Source organism: Pseudomonas pseudonitroreducens (assembly GCF_021603645.1).
GTDB classification, from domain to species: Bacteria; Pseudomonadota; Gammaproteobacteria; order Pseudomonadales; family Pseudomonadaceae; genus Pseudomonas; species Pseudomonas pseudonitroreducens.
Window position 1 is genome coordinate 167,120 of record NZ_BQHJ01000015.1, and the last position, 17,012, is coordinate 184,131.

The 17,012-nt window shown below is 66.1% G+C and carries 19 protein-coding genes; 4 read left to right on the top strand and 15 right to left on the bottom strand.

Annotation, left to right across the window (positions count from 1 at the left end; genetic code table 11):
• Window positions 1-266 precede the first annotated feature (266 nt).
• The 4 genes from L6D89_RS29265 to L6D89_RS29280 all read right to left on the bottom strand — a co-directional run bounded on the left by L6D89_RS29265 (window position 267) and on the right by L6D89_RS29280 (window position 2,209).
• Window positions 267-695, bottom strand: coding sequence for a TOBE domain-containing protein (locus L6D89_RS29265; protein ID WP_236175125.1), 429 nt, complete (start codon window positions 693-695; stop codon window positions 267-269).
• An 81-nt stretch (window positions 696-776) separates the two neighbouring features.
• A complete protein-coding gene (locus L6D89_RS29270) occupies window positions 777-1,118 on the bottom strand; it encodes a gamma-glutamylcyclotransferase family protein (protein ID WP_236175126.1) in 342 nt (113 codons plus the stop codon).
• 15 nt (window positions 1,119-1,133) lie between these two features.
• Window positions 1,134-1,799, bottom strand: coding sequence for a M24 family metallopeptidase (locus tag L6D89_RS29275; RefSeq protein WP_236201975.1), 666 nt, complete (start codon window positions 1,797-1,799; stop codon window positions 1,134-1,136).
• A gap of 74 nt (window positions 1,800-1,873) precedes the next feature.
• A complete protein-coding gene (locus L6D89_RS29280) occupies window positions 1,874-2,209 on the bottom strand; it encodes a hypothetical protein (RefSeq protein ID WP_236201976.1) in 336 nt (111 codons plus the stop codon).
• A 117-nt stretch (window positions 2,210-2,326) separates the two neighbouring features.
• On the opposite strand from L6D89_RS29280, the gene L6D89_RS29285 reads away from it, so the two are divergent.
• Window positions 2,327-2,977: a TetR/AcrR family transcriptional regulator gene (locus tag L6D89_RS29285; RefSeq protein ID WP_236201977.1), complete on the top strand. Its 651-nt coding sequence runs from the start codon at window positions 2,327-2,329 to the stop codon at window positions 2,975-2,977.
• Window positions 2,978-2,989: 12 nt separating this feature from the next.
• Here the strand turns inward: L6D89_RS29285 and L6D89_RS29290 are convergent, their stop codons facing one another.
• The 5 genes from L6D89_RS29290 to L6D89_RS29310 form a co-directional block, all read right to left on the bottom strand.
• Complete coding sequence (locus L6D89_RS29290) at window positions 2,990-3,463, bottom strand: hypothetical protein (protein WP_236175130.1); 474 nt, start codon at window positions 3,461-3,463, stop codon at window positions 2,990-2,992.
• A gap of 86 nt (window positions 3,464-3,549) precedes the next feature.
• Window positions 3,550-3,864, bottom strand: a complete 315-nt coding sequence (locus L6D89_RS29295; protein ID WP_236175131.1) for an AzlD domain-containing protein — start codon at window positions 3,862-3,864, stop codon at window positions 3,550-3,552.
• Complete coding sequence (locus tag L6D89_RS29300) at window positions 3,861-4,559, bottom strand: AzlC family ABC transporter permease (RefSeq protein ID WP_236201978.1); 699 nt, start codon at window positions 4,557-4,559, stop codon at window positions 3,861-3,863. Before L6D89_RS29300 ends, L6D89_RS29295 begins: the two co-directional genes overlap by 4 nt.
• 108 nt (window positions 4,560-4,667) lie before the next feature.
• Window positions 4,668-5,690, bottom strand: a complete 1,023-nt coding sequence (locus L6D89_RS29305; RefSeq protein ID WP_236201979.1) for a DNA topoisomerase IB — start codon at window positions 5,688-5,690, stop codon at window positions 4,668-4,670.
• An 88-nt stretch (window positions 5,691-5,778) separates the two neighbouring features.
• Window positions 5,779-7,011 (bottom strand): oxygenase MpaB family protein, encoded by a 1,233-nt coding sequence (locus L6D89_RS29310; RefSeq protein WP_236201980.1) that lies wholly within the window; start codon window positions 7,009-7,011, stop codon window positions 5,779-5,781.
• A gap of 103 nt (window positions 7,012-7,114) precedes the next feature.
• Here L6D89_RS29310 and L6D89_RS29315 point away from each other — a divergent pair, with 103 nt between their 5' ends.
• On the top strand, window positions 7,115-7,723 hold the full coding sequence (locus L6D89_RS29315) for a TetR/AcrR family transcriptional regulator (RefSeq protein ID WP_236201981.1): 609 nt from the start codon (window positions 7,115-7,117) through the stop codon (window positions 7,721-7,723).
• A gap of 295 nt (window positions 7,724-8,018) precedes the next feature.
• Here the strand turns inward: L6D89_RS29315 and L6D89_RS29320 are convergent, their stop codons facing one another.
• A complete protein-coding gene (locus tag L6D89_RS29320; RefSeq protein ID WP_236201982.1) occupies window positions 8,019-9,221 on the bottom strand; it encodes an NAD(P)/FAD-dependent oxidoreductase in 1,203 nt (400 codons plus the stop codon).
• A gap of 322 nt (window positions 9,222-9,543) precedes the next feature.
• Here L6D89_RS29320 and L6D89_RS29325 point away from each other — a divergent pair, with 322 nt between their 5' ends.
• Window positions 9,544-10,065, top strand: coding sequence for an RrF2 family transcriptional regulator (locus tag L6D89_RS29325; protein ID WP_236201983.1), 522 nt, complete (start codon window positions 9,544-9,546; stop codon window positions 10,063-10,065).
• A gap of 7 nt (window positions 10,066-10,072) precedes the next feature.
• On the opposite strand, the gene L6D89_RS29330 is transcribed toward L6D89_RS29325, so the two are convergent.
• Both L6D89_RS29330 and L6D89_RS29335 read right to left on the bottom strand, forming a co-directional pair.
• A complete protein-coding gene (locus L6D89_RS29330; protein ID WP_236201984.1) occupies window positions 10,073-10,699 on the bottom strand; it encodes a cell wall hydrolase in 627 nt (208 codons plus the stop codon).
• Between the two features lie 172 nt (window positions 10,700-10,871).
• Window positions 10,872-11,693, bottom strand: coding sequence for an alpha/beta fold hydrolase (locus L6D89_RS29335; RefSeq protein ID WP_236201985.1), 822 nt, complete (start codon window positions 11,691-11,693; stop codon window positions 10,872-10,874).
• 422 nt (window positions 11,694-12,115) lie between these two features.
• On the opposite strand from L6D89_RS29335, the gene L6D89_RS29340 reads away from it, so the two are divergent.
• Window positions 12,116-12,820: an MgtC/SapB family protein gene (locus L6D89_RS29340; RefSeq protein ID WP_236175140.1), complete on the top strand. Its 705-nt coding sequence runs from the start codon at window positions 12,116-12,118 to the stop codon at window positions 12,818-12,820.
• 838 nt (window positions 12,821-13,658) lie between these two features.
• Here the strand turns inward: L6D89_RS29340 and L6D89_RS29345 are convergent.
• The 3 genes from L6D89_RS29345 to L6D89_RS29355 form a co-directional block, all read right to left on the bottom strand.
• Complete coding sequence (locus tag L6D89_RS29345; protein ID WP_236201986.1) at window positions 13,659-14,744, bottom strand: MBL fold metallo-hydrolase; 1,086 nt, start codon at window positions 14,742-14,744, stop codon at window positions 13,659-13,661.
• Window positions 14,745-15,269: 525 nt separating this feature from the next.
• The gene (gene ampC, locus L6D89_RS29350) at window positions 15,270-16,412 is read right to left on the bottom strand and encodes a class C beta-lactamase (RefSeq protein WP_236201987.1); all 1,143 of its coding nucleotides are present in this window, start codon (window positions 16,410-16,412) and stop codon (window positions 15,270-15,272) included.
• 94 nt (window positions 16,413-16,506) lie between these two features.
• Window positions 16,507-16,947, bottom strand: a complete 441-nt coding sequence (locus tag L6D89_RS29355; RefSeq protein WP_024763830.1) for a hypothetical protein — start codon at window positions 16,945-16,947, stop codon at window positions 16,507-16,509.
• Window positions 16,948-17,012 lie beyond the last annotated feature (65 nt).

Consider the following 17,012-nt stretch of genomic DNA (forward strand, 5'->3'; position numbering starts at 1 on the left):
GTAGGTCGAAGGCGCCAAGTTAGAAACCGAAATGTGAATTAAATGTTAAATATAACAAGCAGTTACACTGCTTTTTTGGTGGCCTGGGACGGGTGTTTCCGGCTGCTTTCCGGCGAGCCTAACGGCTGATTCGGCGTCGCGCCAAACCGCTTTTGATGACTTTCTGTTTCGCAGCGGGGCGTCTGGCGGGAGGAGGCGCAACGCGCAGGCCGGTCGAGCATCGTGCGCGCGCAAGGGAGCGCCGGGCGGCGCTCCCTTGCAGAGGGTCAGGCCGGTACGCCGAGGATGACGTGGGAGGCCTTGATCACCGCCGTGGCGGCGGCGCCGGGCACCAGGCCGAGCTCCTCGACGGCATCGCGGGTGACGATGGAGTAGACCTGGGTGCCGCCGGCCAGCTCGATCACCACTTCGGCGTTGACCGCGCCGTCAGTGACGCTGACGACCTTGCCCGGCAGGCAGTTGCGCGCCGACAGGCGGATGTCGCTGGCCTCGGTCATCAGCACGACCCAGGGCGCCTTGACCAGGGCGACGGCTGCGGCGCCAGCAGCCAGCTTCAGGCTGTTGACGCTTTCCACGGTGACCACTGCCACCAGGGTTTCGCCGCCGGCCAGTTCAAGCACGACTTCGCTGTTGACCGCACCGGCGCGGACTTCGCGAACCTTGCCCTGGAAGACATTGCGTGCACTGACTTTCATCGTTTCTCTCCATGTTGGATTCAGAAAAATCCTGACCAAAATGTCAAGAAACGCTATGGAATTACCACCACAACGAGTGTTTCAGGCCTTCACGTAGACCCATGCCTGCAACCCCGACTGCAGCTGCGCATTGATCCGCTGGTAGTCGGACACCTCGTAGGTATCGGCCGCCAGCAGCTCCTGCGGGGTGATCTCGAACACCGTGCCGGGCACCCGGTCCGTGTCCACGCCGCTGTACTGCACGATCGGATGATGGGTCTTGCCGCTGGTGGCCAGCACGGCGGGGTCGGTGATTTCCAGCCATTCTTGGCGAAAGCCCACCAGGGCGTCGGCATGCCCGCGAAGTTCGCGGCCGAAGCTGGCCAGTTGCACGGCCTTGTCCTGCAGGGTGCCGTAGGAGAACAGCAGTACGCTATCGCTCATCGCTTGTGCTCCGTGTCAGGCCAGCAGGTCTTCGTAGAAGGCGCCATAGGCTTTGCTCGGGTGGGCGAGCTGGATCTCCAGGATCCACAGGCCGCGATTGGGGTGTTCGGCGTAGTCGCCCAGATCGCCGGCGCGGTAGATGGCGTGGGGGAAGTCGCTGACGCGGTGGCCCTTGATGTCCAGGTTGAGCTTCCAGCCCATGGCCTCGGCCTGCTGGTGGGCGAAGTCATAGAGTGCGACGCCGCTGCAGCCGGTGTCGCGCCAGTGTGCCGCGACGCGCTCGAACAGCGACTTGGCTGCCGCTGCGCAGGCCACCATCTGCGGATCGTTGCCGGTGACGAAGGTGGCGCCGGCATCGCCTTCATGGCCGCGCCAGACCACGCCCATGTCGATGAAGAAGATGTCGTCCGTACCGAGCGCCGGGTTGCCCTCGGAGCGCTGCTTGAAGGTCTTCAGGGTGTTGGCGCCGAAACGGATCAGCAGCGGATGCCAGATACGCTCCATGCCCAGGTCGGCGAGCACCTGCTTGCCGATGGCGACGGCTTCCAGCTCGGTCATGCCGGGGCGGATCGCGGCGGCGATGGCGTCCACGGCTTCCCAGGTGCGGGCCTGGGCGTACTGCATCGATTCCAGCGCGTAATTCGCGCCAACGGCTTCCTTGGCATACACGGCGGTGTTCATGTCCCTTTCCTCTGAACGTCAGGCTAATCGGCGTATATATTTCTACATAGCGATGCCGGAATTCAATCGCCGTTTCAGCAACAGGACATGGCGCAGGCGATGAATGCGGTGGTCAGGGTGGTGATGCTCAGTCCGATCAGGAACAGGCTGTCGGCGATGCGCTCCAGGCGGTGGTTGCGCTGCAGCTTGCGGGTGCGCAGGCCGAAATAGGCGGTAAGGGTGGTCGCCAGGTAGATCACCGTGTTCACCGCGAGCATGTCCTGGCCGATCAGGTCGACGCGGTGCTGGCCGACGATGATGCGCAGGATGCCCACTACTGTCAGGCACACGCCGACCATGGCGCCGGACGCGGCGAAGATGTGCACGCAGATATCGTCGTCCAGTTGCGCGGTGTGGCTCTTGTGGCTCATGGCGGGGTCTCCTGCGCCGGCCGCTGCGGTTCATCCGCTCGACTTGCCGGTCTCGATGTGGCTGCCATGATAGGTAGGACGCGACGCTTGCTGTACTCGCTTTCCCGGTGGCCCCAGGTGAACCGAAAAACAGCGGAAAATCAGCCAGATAGCCGTCGTCTGCCGCGGCAGGCGCGGGCGCTGGAGAAGGTCGAGCTCATATTGGAGGCGTCGCGGCGCATCCTCGAGCGCCACGGCCTGGAGGGTTTCACCACCAACCATGTGGCGGAACTGGCCGGGGTCAGCGTCGGCTCGCTCTACCAGTACTTCCCCAACAAGGAACGCATCCTCGACGAGCTGGCCCGCCGCGAACTGGCAGCGTTGGCCGCCGGCATCATGGGCGCGCTCACCGGGCGCCCGCCGGAGACCCCGGGCGAGCGTATCCGCGCGGTGATCCACGCGGCTGTCAGCGCCTACGGCGGACGCACCGGCGCGCACAAGGCGCTGATGCACTACCTGATGACGCGCGGCGGCGGCAGCCCGCTGCCAGCCTTGCGTGGCAGCGTCATGAGCCACCTGGTGACCCACGGCCTGGTCGATCACCACCAGCAGCTGCGCAAGCTCGACGAGGCCGAGGTCTTCGTTCTCGCCCATGCCGTGGGAGGCGTGCTGCGCGCGCTGCTGGAAGACCCCGGCGCCCTGGCCCCGGGGCGGCGCGAGAGCATCGAGGAGGCGCTGGTGCAACTGGTGCTGGCGTACTACCGGTTATCCGCGACGCCGACCGGCTGATTCACGGCGCGCTCAGTCGCCGTCGGCCGGGTAGTCGAAGCAGGCGAACGCCTGGCCACCGTACGTGTCCTGCTGCCGTCGGCAAGCGTTGCTCTGTGCTTCGCAGGCGGCAACGGAGCGGGCGTCGGCGGCCGGCACCACGATGCGCACACTGGGCAGGCCCTGCTCGTAACCATGGGCGATGAGCAGCTCGCCAACACGTGCCAGCAGGTCGGGGTCCTGGCAGCTCTCGGCCAGATTGGCGCAGGCGTGGCCAACGTCGCGGACCCGGCTGGCATCGGGTTCCAGCACGAGGCTGGCGATGCCTGAGCGATCCTGCTCGCCGTCCTTGAACACGTCATAGAAAATCACCGGTGCACCGGTCGGCTTGAAGACTTTCACTTCCCTGGGCTGCAGGCTGAAGCCCTCGCCATAGAGGACTTGCGCCTCGGCGAAGGCTTCGCCGGGCTGGACGGCGCGCAGATCTTTACCATTGACGACGGTCATGTCGAGTTGCTCCGGTAAGCGTGGCCCCCACTCAGCCTAGCTCCGTCACCGTCGGCACTCATCATTCATTTGAAGGAAACGGCGCGCTACAGCCACCAGCGCAGCAGGTAGAAGGCGCCCATGCTGAGGATCACGCTGAGCAGCACGTTGCGCGTCCACAGCACCAGCGCCACGGCCACCACGCCGCCGAGCAGGTAGGGATTGTCCAGGCGCAGGTTCAGCTGGTGCTCGGGAAGGAACACGATGGGCCCGCAGATCGCAGTGAGCATTCCCGGTACGGCGAAGCCGAGGAATTGCCGCACGTTGCTGCTCAGGCGGATCGGCAGGCGTGGTTCGAGGAATACGTAGCGGTTGAAGAAGACGATCAGGCCCATGCCCAGGATCACTGCCCAGACCATCATGCGCGTACTCCCGAGAGTTTCTGCCAGAGGAAGCCGGCGAACATGCCCGCCAGGCCGGAGAGCACCAGGGCCGAGCCCAGTTGCCAATAGCTGAAGAGCACCGAGCAGAACAGCGAGACGGCGACGCAGACCACGGTGGGCACGTTCTTCACCACGGGGGTGATCAGGGCGATGAAGGTCGCGGCGATGGAGAAGTCCAGGCCCAGGTGCTCAAGACCCGGAATGCTGCTGCCCACCAGCACGCCGGCGAGGGTGAAGAGGTTCCAGGCGATATAGAACGTCAGGCCCACGCCCAGGGCATACCAGCGATTGAAGGTCTCGCGGTCGTGGCCGCTGGTGAGGGCGAACAACTCGTCGGTGAGCAGGAAACCCAGCCCCGCGCGCCAGCGTCCCGGCAGCGGAGAAATCACCGGGCGCATGGTCATCCCGTAGAGCAGGTGCTGCGAGGTCAGCAGCAGGGTGGTGATCATGATCGAGAAGAACCCGGCGCCGCCCTTGAGCATGCCGATCGCCACCAGTTGCGCGGCGCCGGCGAAGACAATCGCGGACAGGCCCTGGCCGTGCAGCGGCGAGAGACCGGCGTCGATCGCCAGGGAACCGGCGAGCAGGCCCCAGGGCAGGACCGCGAGTGACAGCGGCATGATGTCGATGGCGCCCCTGAGGAAGGCGCGTGAAGGCAACTGGTGTTGGGACATGAACATTTCTTGCAGGCCGATAAGTGCCGTCAGCGTGGCAGAGAACGGCACCGCCTGGCTTGAACAATCTTGCTGTCGTTGTCGTCGCGGGTGGCCCTGCTGGGCATCTCATGCCGGCGGATTCGCCAGGAACGCCAGCAGGGTGGCTTCCTCGGCGCTGAGGTTCTGGCGCTTGCGCGCCTTGCGCAGGCCGGCCAGTTCGCCGGCAAGGAAGGCCTCGATCACCCGCGGATGCACGTAGCACTTGCGGCAGATCGCCGGGGTGTTGCCCAGTTCGTCGGCTACCTGCTGGATGATCTCCTTGAGCTGGCGGCTGGCGCTCTTCTCATCCACCCAGCGGGCCTTGCGGCAGTGTTCCAGGGCCAGGGTGGTGCCGGCCCAGGTACGGTAGTCCTTGGCGGTGAACTCTTCGCCGGCGTGCTGGCGCAGGTAGGCATTGATGTCGCGGGAGTCGATCATGTGGCGTTGGCGATCAGCGTCCAGGTACTGGAAGAGTTGCTGGCCAGGCAGCTCCAGGCAGCGCCGGAGGATTCGCGCCAGGCGCGGATGCTCGATGTCCACGCTGTGGCGGATGCCGCTCTTGCCGCGAAAGGCGAAGCGGATTCGCCCGCCCTGGACCTCGACGTGACGGTTGTTCAGGGTGGTGAGGCCGAAGGAGCGGTTCTCCTTGCGGTAGCGCTGGTTGCCGATGCGGATCAGCGTGCGGTCGAGTAGTTCGACCACGGTCGCCATGACCTTCTCGGCGCCCAGCCCCGGCAATGCCAGGTCCCGCTCGATGCGCCGGCGCAGGTTCGGCAGGCTCTGCCCGAAGCGCAGCAGGCGCTCGTACTTGGCGCCATCGCGCACCTCGGTCCAGCGCGGGTGGTAGCGGTACTGCTTGCGCCCACGCCCGTCGCGCCCGGTGGCCTGCAGGTGGCCCAGCGGGTCGATGCAGATCCACACATCGATGTACGCCGGCGGAATCGCCAGGCGGTCGATGCGTTCGATCTCCGCTTCCACGCGGATGCGCTCGCCGCCCGGGTCGAAATAGGCGAAGCGCCCGCGCAGGCGGCGCCGGCTGATACCCGGCAGGCTGTCGTCGACGTAATGCAGGTCAGGCGGTAGCTCCAGCAACTCCGGCGGTGTGCTCATGACGGCTCCTCGCAGGCTCTCCCGTCAATGGATCGCGCAAGAGCCCTGAGAGTGCCGTTTTTTTTCCTCCGCGACGCCGCCCTGAGTCTCAGCGGTGGGCATCCCTGGTGGCCATCTGAACCGGCGAGACCAGGCGCGGATCGGCGCCGCCAAACAGGGTGCGCAAGTAGTCTTCCTGGCTTTGCAGGCCCCGGCGCACCAGCCACGCCCGGCCGCCGGGCAGCGCGCGCAGCAGGCCGTGGAAGAGCAGGCGTGGCGGCGCGCTCAGCAGCGGGTACCAGGGCAGGCTGCCACTGGGCAGGCCCAGCGCCCGACGGCCGTGGGCGTCGATGAAGGTGGCGGCGATACTCAGGTGGATGGCGCGGTTCAGGCGCCCGCGCAGCCAGGCGAAGTTGGCGTAGTGACGTTGCAGCGGTTCGTCCACCAGCGCCGAGCCGAGGATGCGGCTGCTGTCATCGGGCGGCGCCTGGGACAGCAGGTTGTGGTAAAGGGCGCGGATCGCGTCGTTTTCGCTGGCGCATAACCAGCGCTCCTCGACACCCATCAGCCAGGCGATATAGCGCCAGAGGTGGACGATGGCTTCGCGCTCGCGCCGGCTCAGGGCGATGCCGAGCATGCGCTGGCCGATCAGGAAGATCGCCGAGAAGGCCAGGTAGGTCGCCTGCATGTCGCCCTGGTTCACCGGCAGGCCGTAATGGCCGGAGTCCCACTCCGCGCGCCGGGATACCTGCCGGCGCACCAGGGCATGCACCAGGCGCACGTGCAGGGTGCTGCGATAACCCGCTGCGCCGCGCGCCATACCGCCGGGACGAGTGCAGTCGATCCACCACTTGGTGGTTTCGGCAATACGTCGCTGCGGGCCTTTCTCCAGTGCGCCGGTCAGCACCAGGGTGCGATTGATCGCGGACGCCTGGTAGCCCGCCAGGAGGCCGAGATCGCGCAGCACGCGCATGCCGGTCAGCCCGGACAGGCCGCAGGCACGGGCTCCTTCCTCCAGGCGCTGGGGATCGACCCAGGCGGGCAGCGCATCGACCTGGGCAAAGAAATCCCGCAGCGCCCGGGGCGCCTCGGGAAGGGCGCCAATACCTTGCTGCAACGCCTGTTCGTACAGGCGCATGGTGCTGCCGAGGCCGGCTTCGTCCATCCATTCGACCAGCGCATCCATGGGCCCATCGCCCACCGTGAGGGACTCGCCGATGGCCTGCCAGGTCGCGGCATCCGGCTCGCTCGGGCCCTTGAGGAAGCGCCTGACCGGCGCGGCAGTGCGCCGGGCGCGCTGTAGGTCGGCGCCGTGGCGAGTGGGCAGGATGGTTGCGCTCATCGATTCATACCTTGGTTTGGTTGCCGGGCGGATTGCTCGAATTACGCTATTGCGAGTATTTGCTCGCATTCAACTCGCGTCCGGCTCGCACCAGGAGAGAGGCATGAGGAAACAACCCAAGCAGCAGCGCGCCAGCGAGATGGTGGCGGTGCTGGTCGAGGCAGCGGCGCTGGAAATCGGCGAGCACGGCCTCGACGGCCTGACCACCAACCACGTTGCGCGGCGCGCCGGGGTCAGCGTCGGCTCGCTTTACCAGTACTTCGCCAACAAGGAGATGCTGGTTGAGGCATTGCTGATGCAGCGTGCCGGCACCCTGATGAAAGTGGTGCACGAGCGCGTGGCGCCGCTACTGGGCGCGGACATCGGCAGTGTGACCCGTGCGGTGCTGGAGGGGATCTTCCAGCAGGTGGATGGCGATGCGGCACAGCGCGAGCTGCTGCGGCACTGGCACCGGCTCAACTCCGCGCCGGTGTTCCGCGCCCTGGAGCAGCAGATGATGGAGGTATGCCGGCAATACCTGATGCGCCACTTCGACGACTACCGCATCGACAACCTGCCGGCGGTGCTCTTCGTGGCGATCAATTCCGTGCAGTACACCAGCGCGCGCTACCTGAGCGAGGGGCAGCCGCTGCTCGGGCGCGAGGAGGTAATCGAGACGTTGGCGCGAATGGTCGAAGCACTTTGCCTGTCGCGCATCGTGCGGCATCCGTAGGGACCACTGGCATCTCCCGGCGAGCCTGTGCCAGCGGAACCCCTCACCCCAGCCCTCTCCCAGGGGGAGAGGGAGCTGTTCGGTGCAAGCGGGGGCCGTGGTATCAGCCGGCACGATCTGCCCCTCTCCCAGGGGGAGAGGGAGCCGTTCGGTGCGGGCGGAAGTCGTGGTAGCGACCGGCACGACCTGACCCTATCCCTGAGGATAGGCACCGCAAGCGCAAGGAGTGACGGGCAGGGGCCGTGCGTAAAAAAGCCCCGGAAGGCTTGCGCCAACCGGGGCCTTGTTCAACACATCAGGCCACGACCGGGATCATCGGGTCGGCGGCGGCCAGCGCGGTGGCGCGGTCGGCGGCCGGCGGGTAGATCCACACGGTGTTGATTTCGGTCTTGATCTTCTTGCCTTCCTCGCGCTGGAAGCGCACCTGGCGATCCCAGCCTTCGGTGAACAGCGCGCCCCAGGCTCCCAGATCCAGGCAGGTCACGTACTTGGGCTGGCTGTAGGGAATGGGTGCCACACCCAGCAGGTCGGCGGCGGCGTTGTTGCCGGCCGAGCGGCCGAGGGCGATGGCGTGCTGGCAGGTCATCAGCGCGTAGTTGCCGGCATCGTCCACGGCGGCGTAGGCGACGTCGCCGGTGGCGAACACGGCGTCCTGGCCGATCACCTGGAGATTGCGGTCGACGTGCAGGCGGCCCTGGCGGTCGCGCTCGCCGGCAACCTGTTCGGTCAGCGAGCTGGCGCGCACGCCGGCGGTCCAGATCACTGTCTTCGCCTCGATGCGCTCGCCGCTGGAGAGGGTCACGCCGTTCTCGTCGATGGACTCCACCGAGGCCTTCAGGCGCCATTCCAGGCCCAGTTCGGTCGAGGCTTCGGCCACCACGGACTGAGAAGTGACGCCCAGGGCGCCACCGATCTCGCTGCCGCGATCGACCACGATGACCCGCACCTTGGCGTCTGCGCCCAGTACTTCACGCAGGCGCGCCGGCATTTCAGCGGCGGTCTCGATGCCGGTGAAGCCGCCGCCGGCGACGATCACGGTGTTGCGCGCTGCGGATTCCGGCAGCTGGTGCAGCGAGCGGATGTGCTGCTCCAGACGTACGGCCTGGTCGATGTCGTCCACGTCAAAGGCGTGCTCGATACCCGGCAGGGCAGGACGGGCGACCTTGCTGCCGCTGGCGAGGATCAGGCGGTCAAAGCCCAGGGTAGCGATGTCGCCACCGGCATTGCGGTAATCCAGCTGGCGGCCGTCGACGTCGATCTGCTCGACGCTGCCCTGGATGAAGGTCACGCCCACGGCGCCGAACAGTTCGCCCAGCGGTGCCGCCATCTGGTGCACGTTCGGCTCGTAGAAGCGCGGGCGGATGCGCAGTTCGGCCTGGGGCGCGAGCACCGCGACTTCGACGTCGCCGCGCTGGTGCAGGTCGAGCAGACGCGTGGCGCTCAGGGCGCTCCACATACCCGCGAAACCGGTACCGACGATCAGGATGCGTTGTTTCATGGTGTCTCCGACGAAAAGGATGAATCCAGGTTGCAGGGTTCCCGAGTGCCTGATATCGGAGCGGTTCGCTTCCCGGCTCGCCTCGGATAACTACGACTATATTTGTCGTAGTTAAGTGGTGCAACCGATTTCTGCTTGAAACTCCGACCGTTCGTCACAGTTGAGGCGGGCAAACGGTGCTGCTTCTATTTATGTGCAGAACATTGGGAAACCCTAGGGGCCGCGCCTGGCGGGTGACAGCTCGTCCGAATGCATGCTTAAGTGCTTGCCGGACGCCCGGTGTGGTATGAGAATAATGCGACTGATCTAGTCGGAGTTTGTGATGGCGTTATACAGCGCAGGGGTGGAGTACGGCATTCACTGCCTGCTCTTCCTGACGGACGAAAAGGGCGACAGCCGTGACTCCAGCGTACGCGCGCTGGCGGAGTTGCAGGGGGTGCCCCAGGAGCTGCTCGCCAAGGTCTTCACCAAGCTGGCCAAGGCCGGCCTGGTGGCGGCTACCGAAGGCGTGCGCGGCGGTTTCCGCCTGGCGCGACCGGCGGACGAAATCACCGTGCTGGATATCGTCCAGGCCATCGACGGCGACAAGCAGATCTTCGAGTGCCGCGATATCCGTGGTCGCTGCGCAGTGTTCGAGGGTTCGCCGCCAGAGTGGGCGACCTGCGGCACCTGCTCGATCCACGCGGTCATGCTCACCGCACAGAAGCGCATGGAAGAAGCCCTGGCCCAGCACACCGTGCTCGACCTCGCGCGCCGCGTCGGGCGCAAGGCCCCGCCGGAGTTCGGCGAAGCGCTGCTGCGCTGGATGGACGCCCAGCGCGACGGCACCAGCGCCGCCAACTAGCGTCGTCTCAGCGCGCTTCACCGCCGCGCGGCTTGTAGAAAACGAATTCATCGGTCTCGGCGGTGCGGATGTACTCCTTGGCCCAGCTCGGCGATACGTGGCGGTCATGGAAGTACATGGCGCCGCGAGTGCGGTCGCTGAGCTGCTTGTTCAGCGCCTTGCGGGCGATTTCCTTGGCGATGTCGTAACGGTTCTTCTCTTCCACCTGGTCGGAGCGCCCGTCGCACCACCAGGAAAACTGGCAATGCTTCTGCTCCTGGCCCTGCTTGACCACACCGCACACGGTGTCGGGGAAGCCGCTGTGGCCGATACGGTTGAGCACCACGTTGGCCACCGCCTCCATATCGGCGCGGCCGCCACCCTTGGCTTCCCAGTAGATGGTCCGCGACAGGCAGACCACGGCGTCGTCCAGCGGCGCCTTGCCGGCGGGGTCGACGGCTTTCACTTCGGCCTTGGTGATGGGGGCTGCGGTGGTTACCGCGGTAGCGGGGTGGGCGACCTGTTGTTCCAGGACTTCGCCTTTGGTCACGGCGGCCTGGGCTTTCTCATCGGTGGATGTGCCCAGCTCGGCGGCGATGGAAGAGGGTGCCCAGAGCGCGAGCAATAACAGCGGAAGCAAATGAAGGCGGCACATGATCGAATCTACCTGCGCGACAAAACCAGTCCGGCCGTTGCGCAGGGCCCTTCCGGTACCCGCGCGACGGCGCCCTTGAGGCTGCTCCCTGGGAAAAGAAAGCGAAGCGACGGCGCCTGGTCGTTGTGACTGTCCTGCACGAGCCCGGATTCAATTTTTCAGCCGGACGGTATTACCTGCATGCCGCTGGTGACGGGGCCTGGGGCAGATAGCGCTGGAAGAACTCGGCCACCGCCTGGAGCACCGCAGGTTGCTGTTCGCGGTGCGGAACATGCCCGCAATCGGCCAGCAGCCTGAGCATGGTCGGTACGCCAGGAACCGAGGTGAAACGCTGCGGATGCGCGGCTGAGCCGTACTCGTCCTGCTCACCGTGCAAACTCAGGATCGGACACTTCACCTGGGCCAGTTCGGCGTCCAGGTTCCAGTCGCTGAAGTCATCGCAGAGCCAGGTGTCGACCCAGGCGCGCAGCACCCAGAAGGCCTTGTCGCCGTGGTACTTCTGCAGACGCTGCAACTGCCCCTCGCGGGCGAATTCCTGTTCTGCGGCGCGGATGCCGTCGCGGGTACGGTGCTCGACGAAGGCCTGGGCCGATTCGCTGATCAGCGCCGCGCAGGCCTGCGGATGCTGTGCCACGCAGGCCACGGCCATGGCGCCGCCGACGCTGTGGCCGAACACCACGCAGCGCTCGAAGCCGAAGTGCTGCTGCAGCAGAGGGAAGACCGTGCGTGCCTCCTCGTCGATGAAGTCCAGGGGCAGGGCCCCGGGATACTGATCGGAACGGCCGAAGCCGAGGCGGTCGTAGGCGATCACCTGGCGGCCGGTCGCGCGCGCGAGCTGTTGCGGGAAGTCGCGCCACAGGGTCACACAGCCCAGCGAATCATGCAGCAGCAGGATCGGCTCGCCGGTGTTCTCGGCGGGTGTCCAGTCCTGGGCGAACAGCTGGCCTTTCTCGCTGCTGATCCAGTGCTCGCGGGTGACGGTGGTGGACGACATGCGGTGTTCCTGATCGGGGCAGGGGCGCATGGTAGGGCGCGGGTCCGGTCAATGCCAAGGATTGGCGGGGCACTAAGGAAACCTTAAGGCTGCTCGGCGATGATGATGACTCGCGGCCGGGGCTGTCCCGGGCAGTGCTCACACCGGGCCCGGTCGCTTTTTTTTGAATCAACAGAGGAGTCCTGCCTTGGACACTTGCCCTGGTCGATTGCGACAGGTCTGAACAGCGAGCCGTCCGGCAGAACCCTGCCACTGTCTCGCTGCGTTGCGGACAGTGGCGAGACGCATCCCGTCGCGGGATGACGTCTCACCATTCCCCTGCGGGGCCAACCGGCCCTTCGCACCCGCGCAATCCACCACCCGAATGCGCGCCGGCATCGCCCGGCGCATGGAGCGGCTTCGCGCCGCAAACGAGGTGGAACATGGATTGGAAAATCTTCCTGCTGCGGGTCGCCGCGGCACTCATCCTGGGCGCCCTGATCGGCGCCGAACGCCAGCTGCGCCAGCGCCTGACCGGCCTGCGTACCAATGCGCTGGTGAGCACCGGCGCGTGCCTGTTCGTGCTGATGACCCAGGCCATGCCGGGGCTCTCGGCGGACGCCCCGCGCATCGCCGCTTATGTGGTGTCCGGCATCGGCTTTCTCGGCGGTGGAGTGATCATGCGCGATGGCCTGAACGTGCGTGGCCTGAACACCGCTGCCACGCTGTGGTGCACTGCTGCCATCGGCGTGCTGTGCAGCATGGGGTTGCTGCTGGAGGCCACGCTGGGCAGCGTGGTGGTGCTCTGCGCCAACATCCTGCTGCGCGACATCGCCCAGCGCCTGAACCATCAGGACGTGCTGCCGGCCAGCGAGGCGGAGCAGCGCTATGGCGTCGCCATCATCTGCCGCGCCGAAGACGAGATACAGGTACGCAGCCTGATGCTGCACAGCCTGGACAGCAGCGAACTGCGCCTGCAGTCGCTGCACAGCGAGGATCAGCCCAACCCGGCGAAACTGGAAGTGCGCGCCGAGCTGCTCGGCGGCCACGGCGCCGCCAGCCAGCTGGAACGAATGGTCAGCCGCATCAGCCTGGAGAAGGGCGTCAGCTCGGTGCGCTGGCAGCTGTTCGAACTGGCCAGCGATTGAGTATGCGAGCACCCATGGCTTTTCGTAGGACCGAGGGGGACGCCTAATCCTTGCTCGCGAACTGGCTGAACTCCGCTACCAAGGCGGTTCGCGAGCAAGCTCGCTCCTACACATGCAGGCTTTATCCCGTGAGTAGGAACAACTGTCTTTTTCGGGAAGCCCGCGCCGATGCATTCCCCTCACCCCAGCCCTCTCCCTTAGGGAGAGGGGGCCGTCCGTGCCCGCTGACGCCGAAGTTTCATCCTGCACCGATCCGTCCCCTCTACCTCAGGAGCGGGGCGCGCAGCCAGGGTTAGGGTGAGGGCATTGCCAAGCACCAAGAGGCGCCTGTAGGAGCGGATTCGGTCCGCGATTGGCATCAGGCGACTGTGGTTTCAACGGATTGAGCAAGCGAGCACCCAAGGCTCTTTGTAGGACCGAGGGGGACGCCTAGTCCTTGCTCGCGAACTGGCAGAACTCCGTTGCCAAGGTTGTTCGCGAGCAAGCTTGTTCCTACAAATGCAGGCTTTATCCCGTGCCTAGGAGAGGGCTCTCTCCTACAAGAACCGCGCCACGCGGTATCGGAACGTCGATCGTAGGATGGGTGGAGCGGAGCGATACCTATGCTGCTGGTGCAACTCTGGCTGAATTCCGCTGCCAAGGCGGTTCGCGAGCAAGCTCGCTCCTACACATGCAGGCTTTATCCCGTGCCTAGGAGAGGGCTCGCTCCTACAGGAGCCGCGCCACGCGGTATCGGAACGTCGATCGTAGGATGGGTGGAGCGGAGCGAACCCATGCTGTTGGTGCAACTCATTGATGGGTATCGCTTCGCTCCACGCCATCCTGCAAAGGCCGGGGCTCAGCTCTCGCGGGCGGCACGGCAACCGCAGCGCGGTGCCGGTGTGCGGGCTTCCTCGGCCACCACGCCGCGCCACCAGCGTTCAGCGCTATGTGGCGCTTCGATAGCGATGCGCTCGCCCATCATTGGCGTGGTGACGCTGAGCCCACGCTCGCCGGCGATTTCCAGTACGCGTTCGAAGGGTTCGTACCAGGCGTGCATGGCCAGGTCGAAGGTGCCGTTGTGGATCGGTAGCAGCCAGCGGCCGTTGAGGTCCTGGTGTGCCTGCACGGTCTGTTGCGGGTGCATGTGCACGTACGGCCAGTGTTCGTTGTAGGCGCCGGTTTCCATCAGCGTCAGGTCGAAGTGGCCGAAGCGTCGGCCGATTTCGGCGAAGCCGTCGAAGTAGCCGGTGTCGCCGCTGAAGAAGATGCGCAGGCTGTCGTCTTCGATCACCCAGGAGCACCACAGAGTGCGGTTGCCGTCGCGTACACCACGGCCGGAGAAGTGCTGCGCCGGGGTGGCGGTCAGGCACAGGCCGTCCACCGTGGTGCTCTGCCACCAGTCCAGTTGGCGGATCTTTTCCGCCGCTACGCCCCAGTCGAGCAGGCGGTCGCCCACGCCCAGCGGGGTGAGGAAGACCTGCGCGCGCTCGGCGAGCACGGCGATGGTGGCGCGGTCGAGGTGGTCGTAATGATCGTGGGACAGGATCACGCCACGGATCGGCGGCAGGTCGCGCAGGGCGATCGGCGGTGCGTGGAAGCGCTTGGGCCCGGCGAAGCTGAAGGGCGAGGCGCGTTCGGAAAACACCGGGTCGGTCAGCCACCAGCCGCCGCGCAACTTGAGCAGCAGGGTGGAGTGGCCGAGGCGATACAGGCTGCGGTCAGGCGCTGCGTCCAGCTCGTCCGGCGTCAGCGCGCGCACGGGCACCGGCGCGCGCGGCACGGTGTTCTTCGGCTTGTTGAAGAGCACATCCCAGAGCACTCTCGCGCTGGGCTCGGGCATGTCGGCCGGGCGCGGGGTGAGGTTGTGGAAGCGGCCTCCGCGCGATTGCGCGGAGTGGTCGTAGTCGCCGATGGGCGCGCGTTGCAGTGGGAGGCGGGGCAAGGCACTGATCCTCTGGTGGCGGAGTCTGTCAGGACACCACGCTACAGGCTCGGCCGCCAGGGATCATTACCGGCATTTTGATTCAGAACATCACCGGCATCGATACAAGCCGCGCGCCCCGGGGGATGCCCTGCAGGAGCGAGCTCGCTCGCGAACCCCTTGACGCCGGGGCTGCTGGGGGAAACATCGCGGACGGAGCCCGCTTCCACGCGAACGCAAGCGTTGGGGCTGACCTGCAGGAGCGAGCTCGCTCGCGAACCCCTCGACGCCGGGGCTGCTGGGGGAAACATCGCGGACGGAGCCCGCTTCCACGCGAACGCAAGCGTTGGGGCAGGCCTGTAGGAGCGAGCTTGCTCGCGAACCCCTTGACGCCGGAGCCGCCGGGGAGACATCGCGGAAAGAGTCCGCTCCCACGCGAACGCAAGCGTTGGGGCTGGCCTGCAGGAGCGAGCTTGCTCGCGAACCGATTGGTGCCGGAGCTGCCGGGAGGCATCGCGGCCAAGGTTGGTTCCTACAGCAAGCGCATCAATCCAGCTTCGAGAGAATCTCCCAGGCCAGCTTCACCCGCACCTCGTTGGGGTAGTTGCGGTTGGCGAGGATGACGATGCCGCGCTGCTTCGCCGGGACGAAGGCGACGTAGGCGCCGAAGCCGCCGGTGGCGCCAGTCTTGTTCACCCAGACGTCCTGCTGCGGTGGCAGCGGCTTGCGCAGAGCCTTCACCGGCTGGCTCTCCAGCACCATCGACGGACCGTTGTATTGCTGCAGCTCGGCGAGCTTGGGCGGGTAGGCGTACTGTTCCCAGATCAGGTCCTGGGTCATCGGGCCAACCTGGTAGTAGCCGGTTCGCGTGGCATCCACCGCGGCCCGCAGCTTGTCGCCGAGCTTCACCTCGCCCAGCTGAATCTGCACGAAGCGCAGCAGGTCGCGGCTGCTGGATTTGACCCCGTAGGCCTCGTCGGCGATCTGGTCGGGGTTCACCCGCACGGGCGCATCGTCCTTGTCGTAGCCCTGGGCGTAGATGGCCTGGCGCGTCACCGGCACGTCGATGTGGGTGTTGCTCAGGCCCAGCGGCGCGAAGACGTTGCGTTGCATGGCGGTCTTGAACGGCACGTCGAGGGCGCGGGCGGTGGCGATGCCGAGCAGGCCGACACTGGGGTTGGCGTAGGTGCGCTGGGTATCGGCCGGGTACTGCGGCTGCCAGGTCTTGTAATAGTCGGTGAGCTGGGCGGGCGTCTTCACCTCGTCGGGCAGCTGCAGCGGGAAGCCGCCGCTGACGTGGGTGGCGAGCTGGAGCAGCGTCACCTTGTCCAGTGCGCTGCCGCGTAGCTCCTTCAGGTAACGCGTCGGGCTGTCCTGCAGCTTGAGCTTACCGCTGGCCTGGGCGAAGCCGGCGAGGGTGGCGGTGAAGGTCTTGCTCACCGAGCCGATCTCGAACAGCGTGTCGCTGCTCACCGGCTGCCTGCTCTGCTTCGAGGCCACGCCGAAGTTGTAGAAGCGCTGCTCGCCGTGGTTGGTGACGCCGATGGCGAGGCCGGCGATGTTCTGTTCGCGCATGACCTGCTGGGCGAGCTTGTTCACCTTTGCGTCGAAGTCCGGCGGGGCCGCCTGGGCGAAGCTGGTGACGAGAAACGGGAGCAGGGCAAGGGCGAGCGGGGCGTTCCGGTGCATGACGACTTCCAGGGCGGTGCAAAAGGCTGACCCTAGCACCGTCGTCGCGTTCGCTCCAGCCGGAGGCGGGGCATTGCACCCCGCCCGGCGAACGTCAACGGATGTTGTTGATGCTGCCCTTGTTGCCGGTGACCTTGACGTCGACCTTCTTGAAGATGAAGTAATCCTGCACGTTCACTTCGTAGCGCGGCGCGACGATCAGGTCGGAACCCGAGCTCTTCACGGCCTTGTAGGCAGCAGCGGCCTTGACCGAAGAAACCGGATCGAACGCCGCCAGGCTCATGCCCGAACCGCTTTCGGCGCCGTAGGTCACGCCGTCGGCGTACTGGCTGTCGCCGCCGAACTTGATGAAGCCGAACAGGATGTTGACCTGGGACTGGCCGCTGATCGGGCCACCGACGGCAACGTCTGCCTTCAGGTCGGTCTTGACGGCGCCGGCGATCGGGGCGATCGGCTGGCTGACGTTGTAGCTGGTGCAGCCGGTGGCGAGGGCGGCGACCGAGACGAGTGCAGCGGCGCTCAGGAACTTCTTCATGCTTACTCCTTGTATGCAAATGCCCCTTTTTGCATTGGATTGGGGGCGGCGGCACTGTAGGGGGG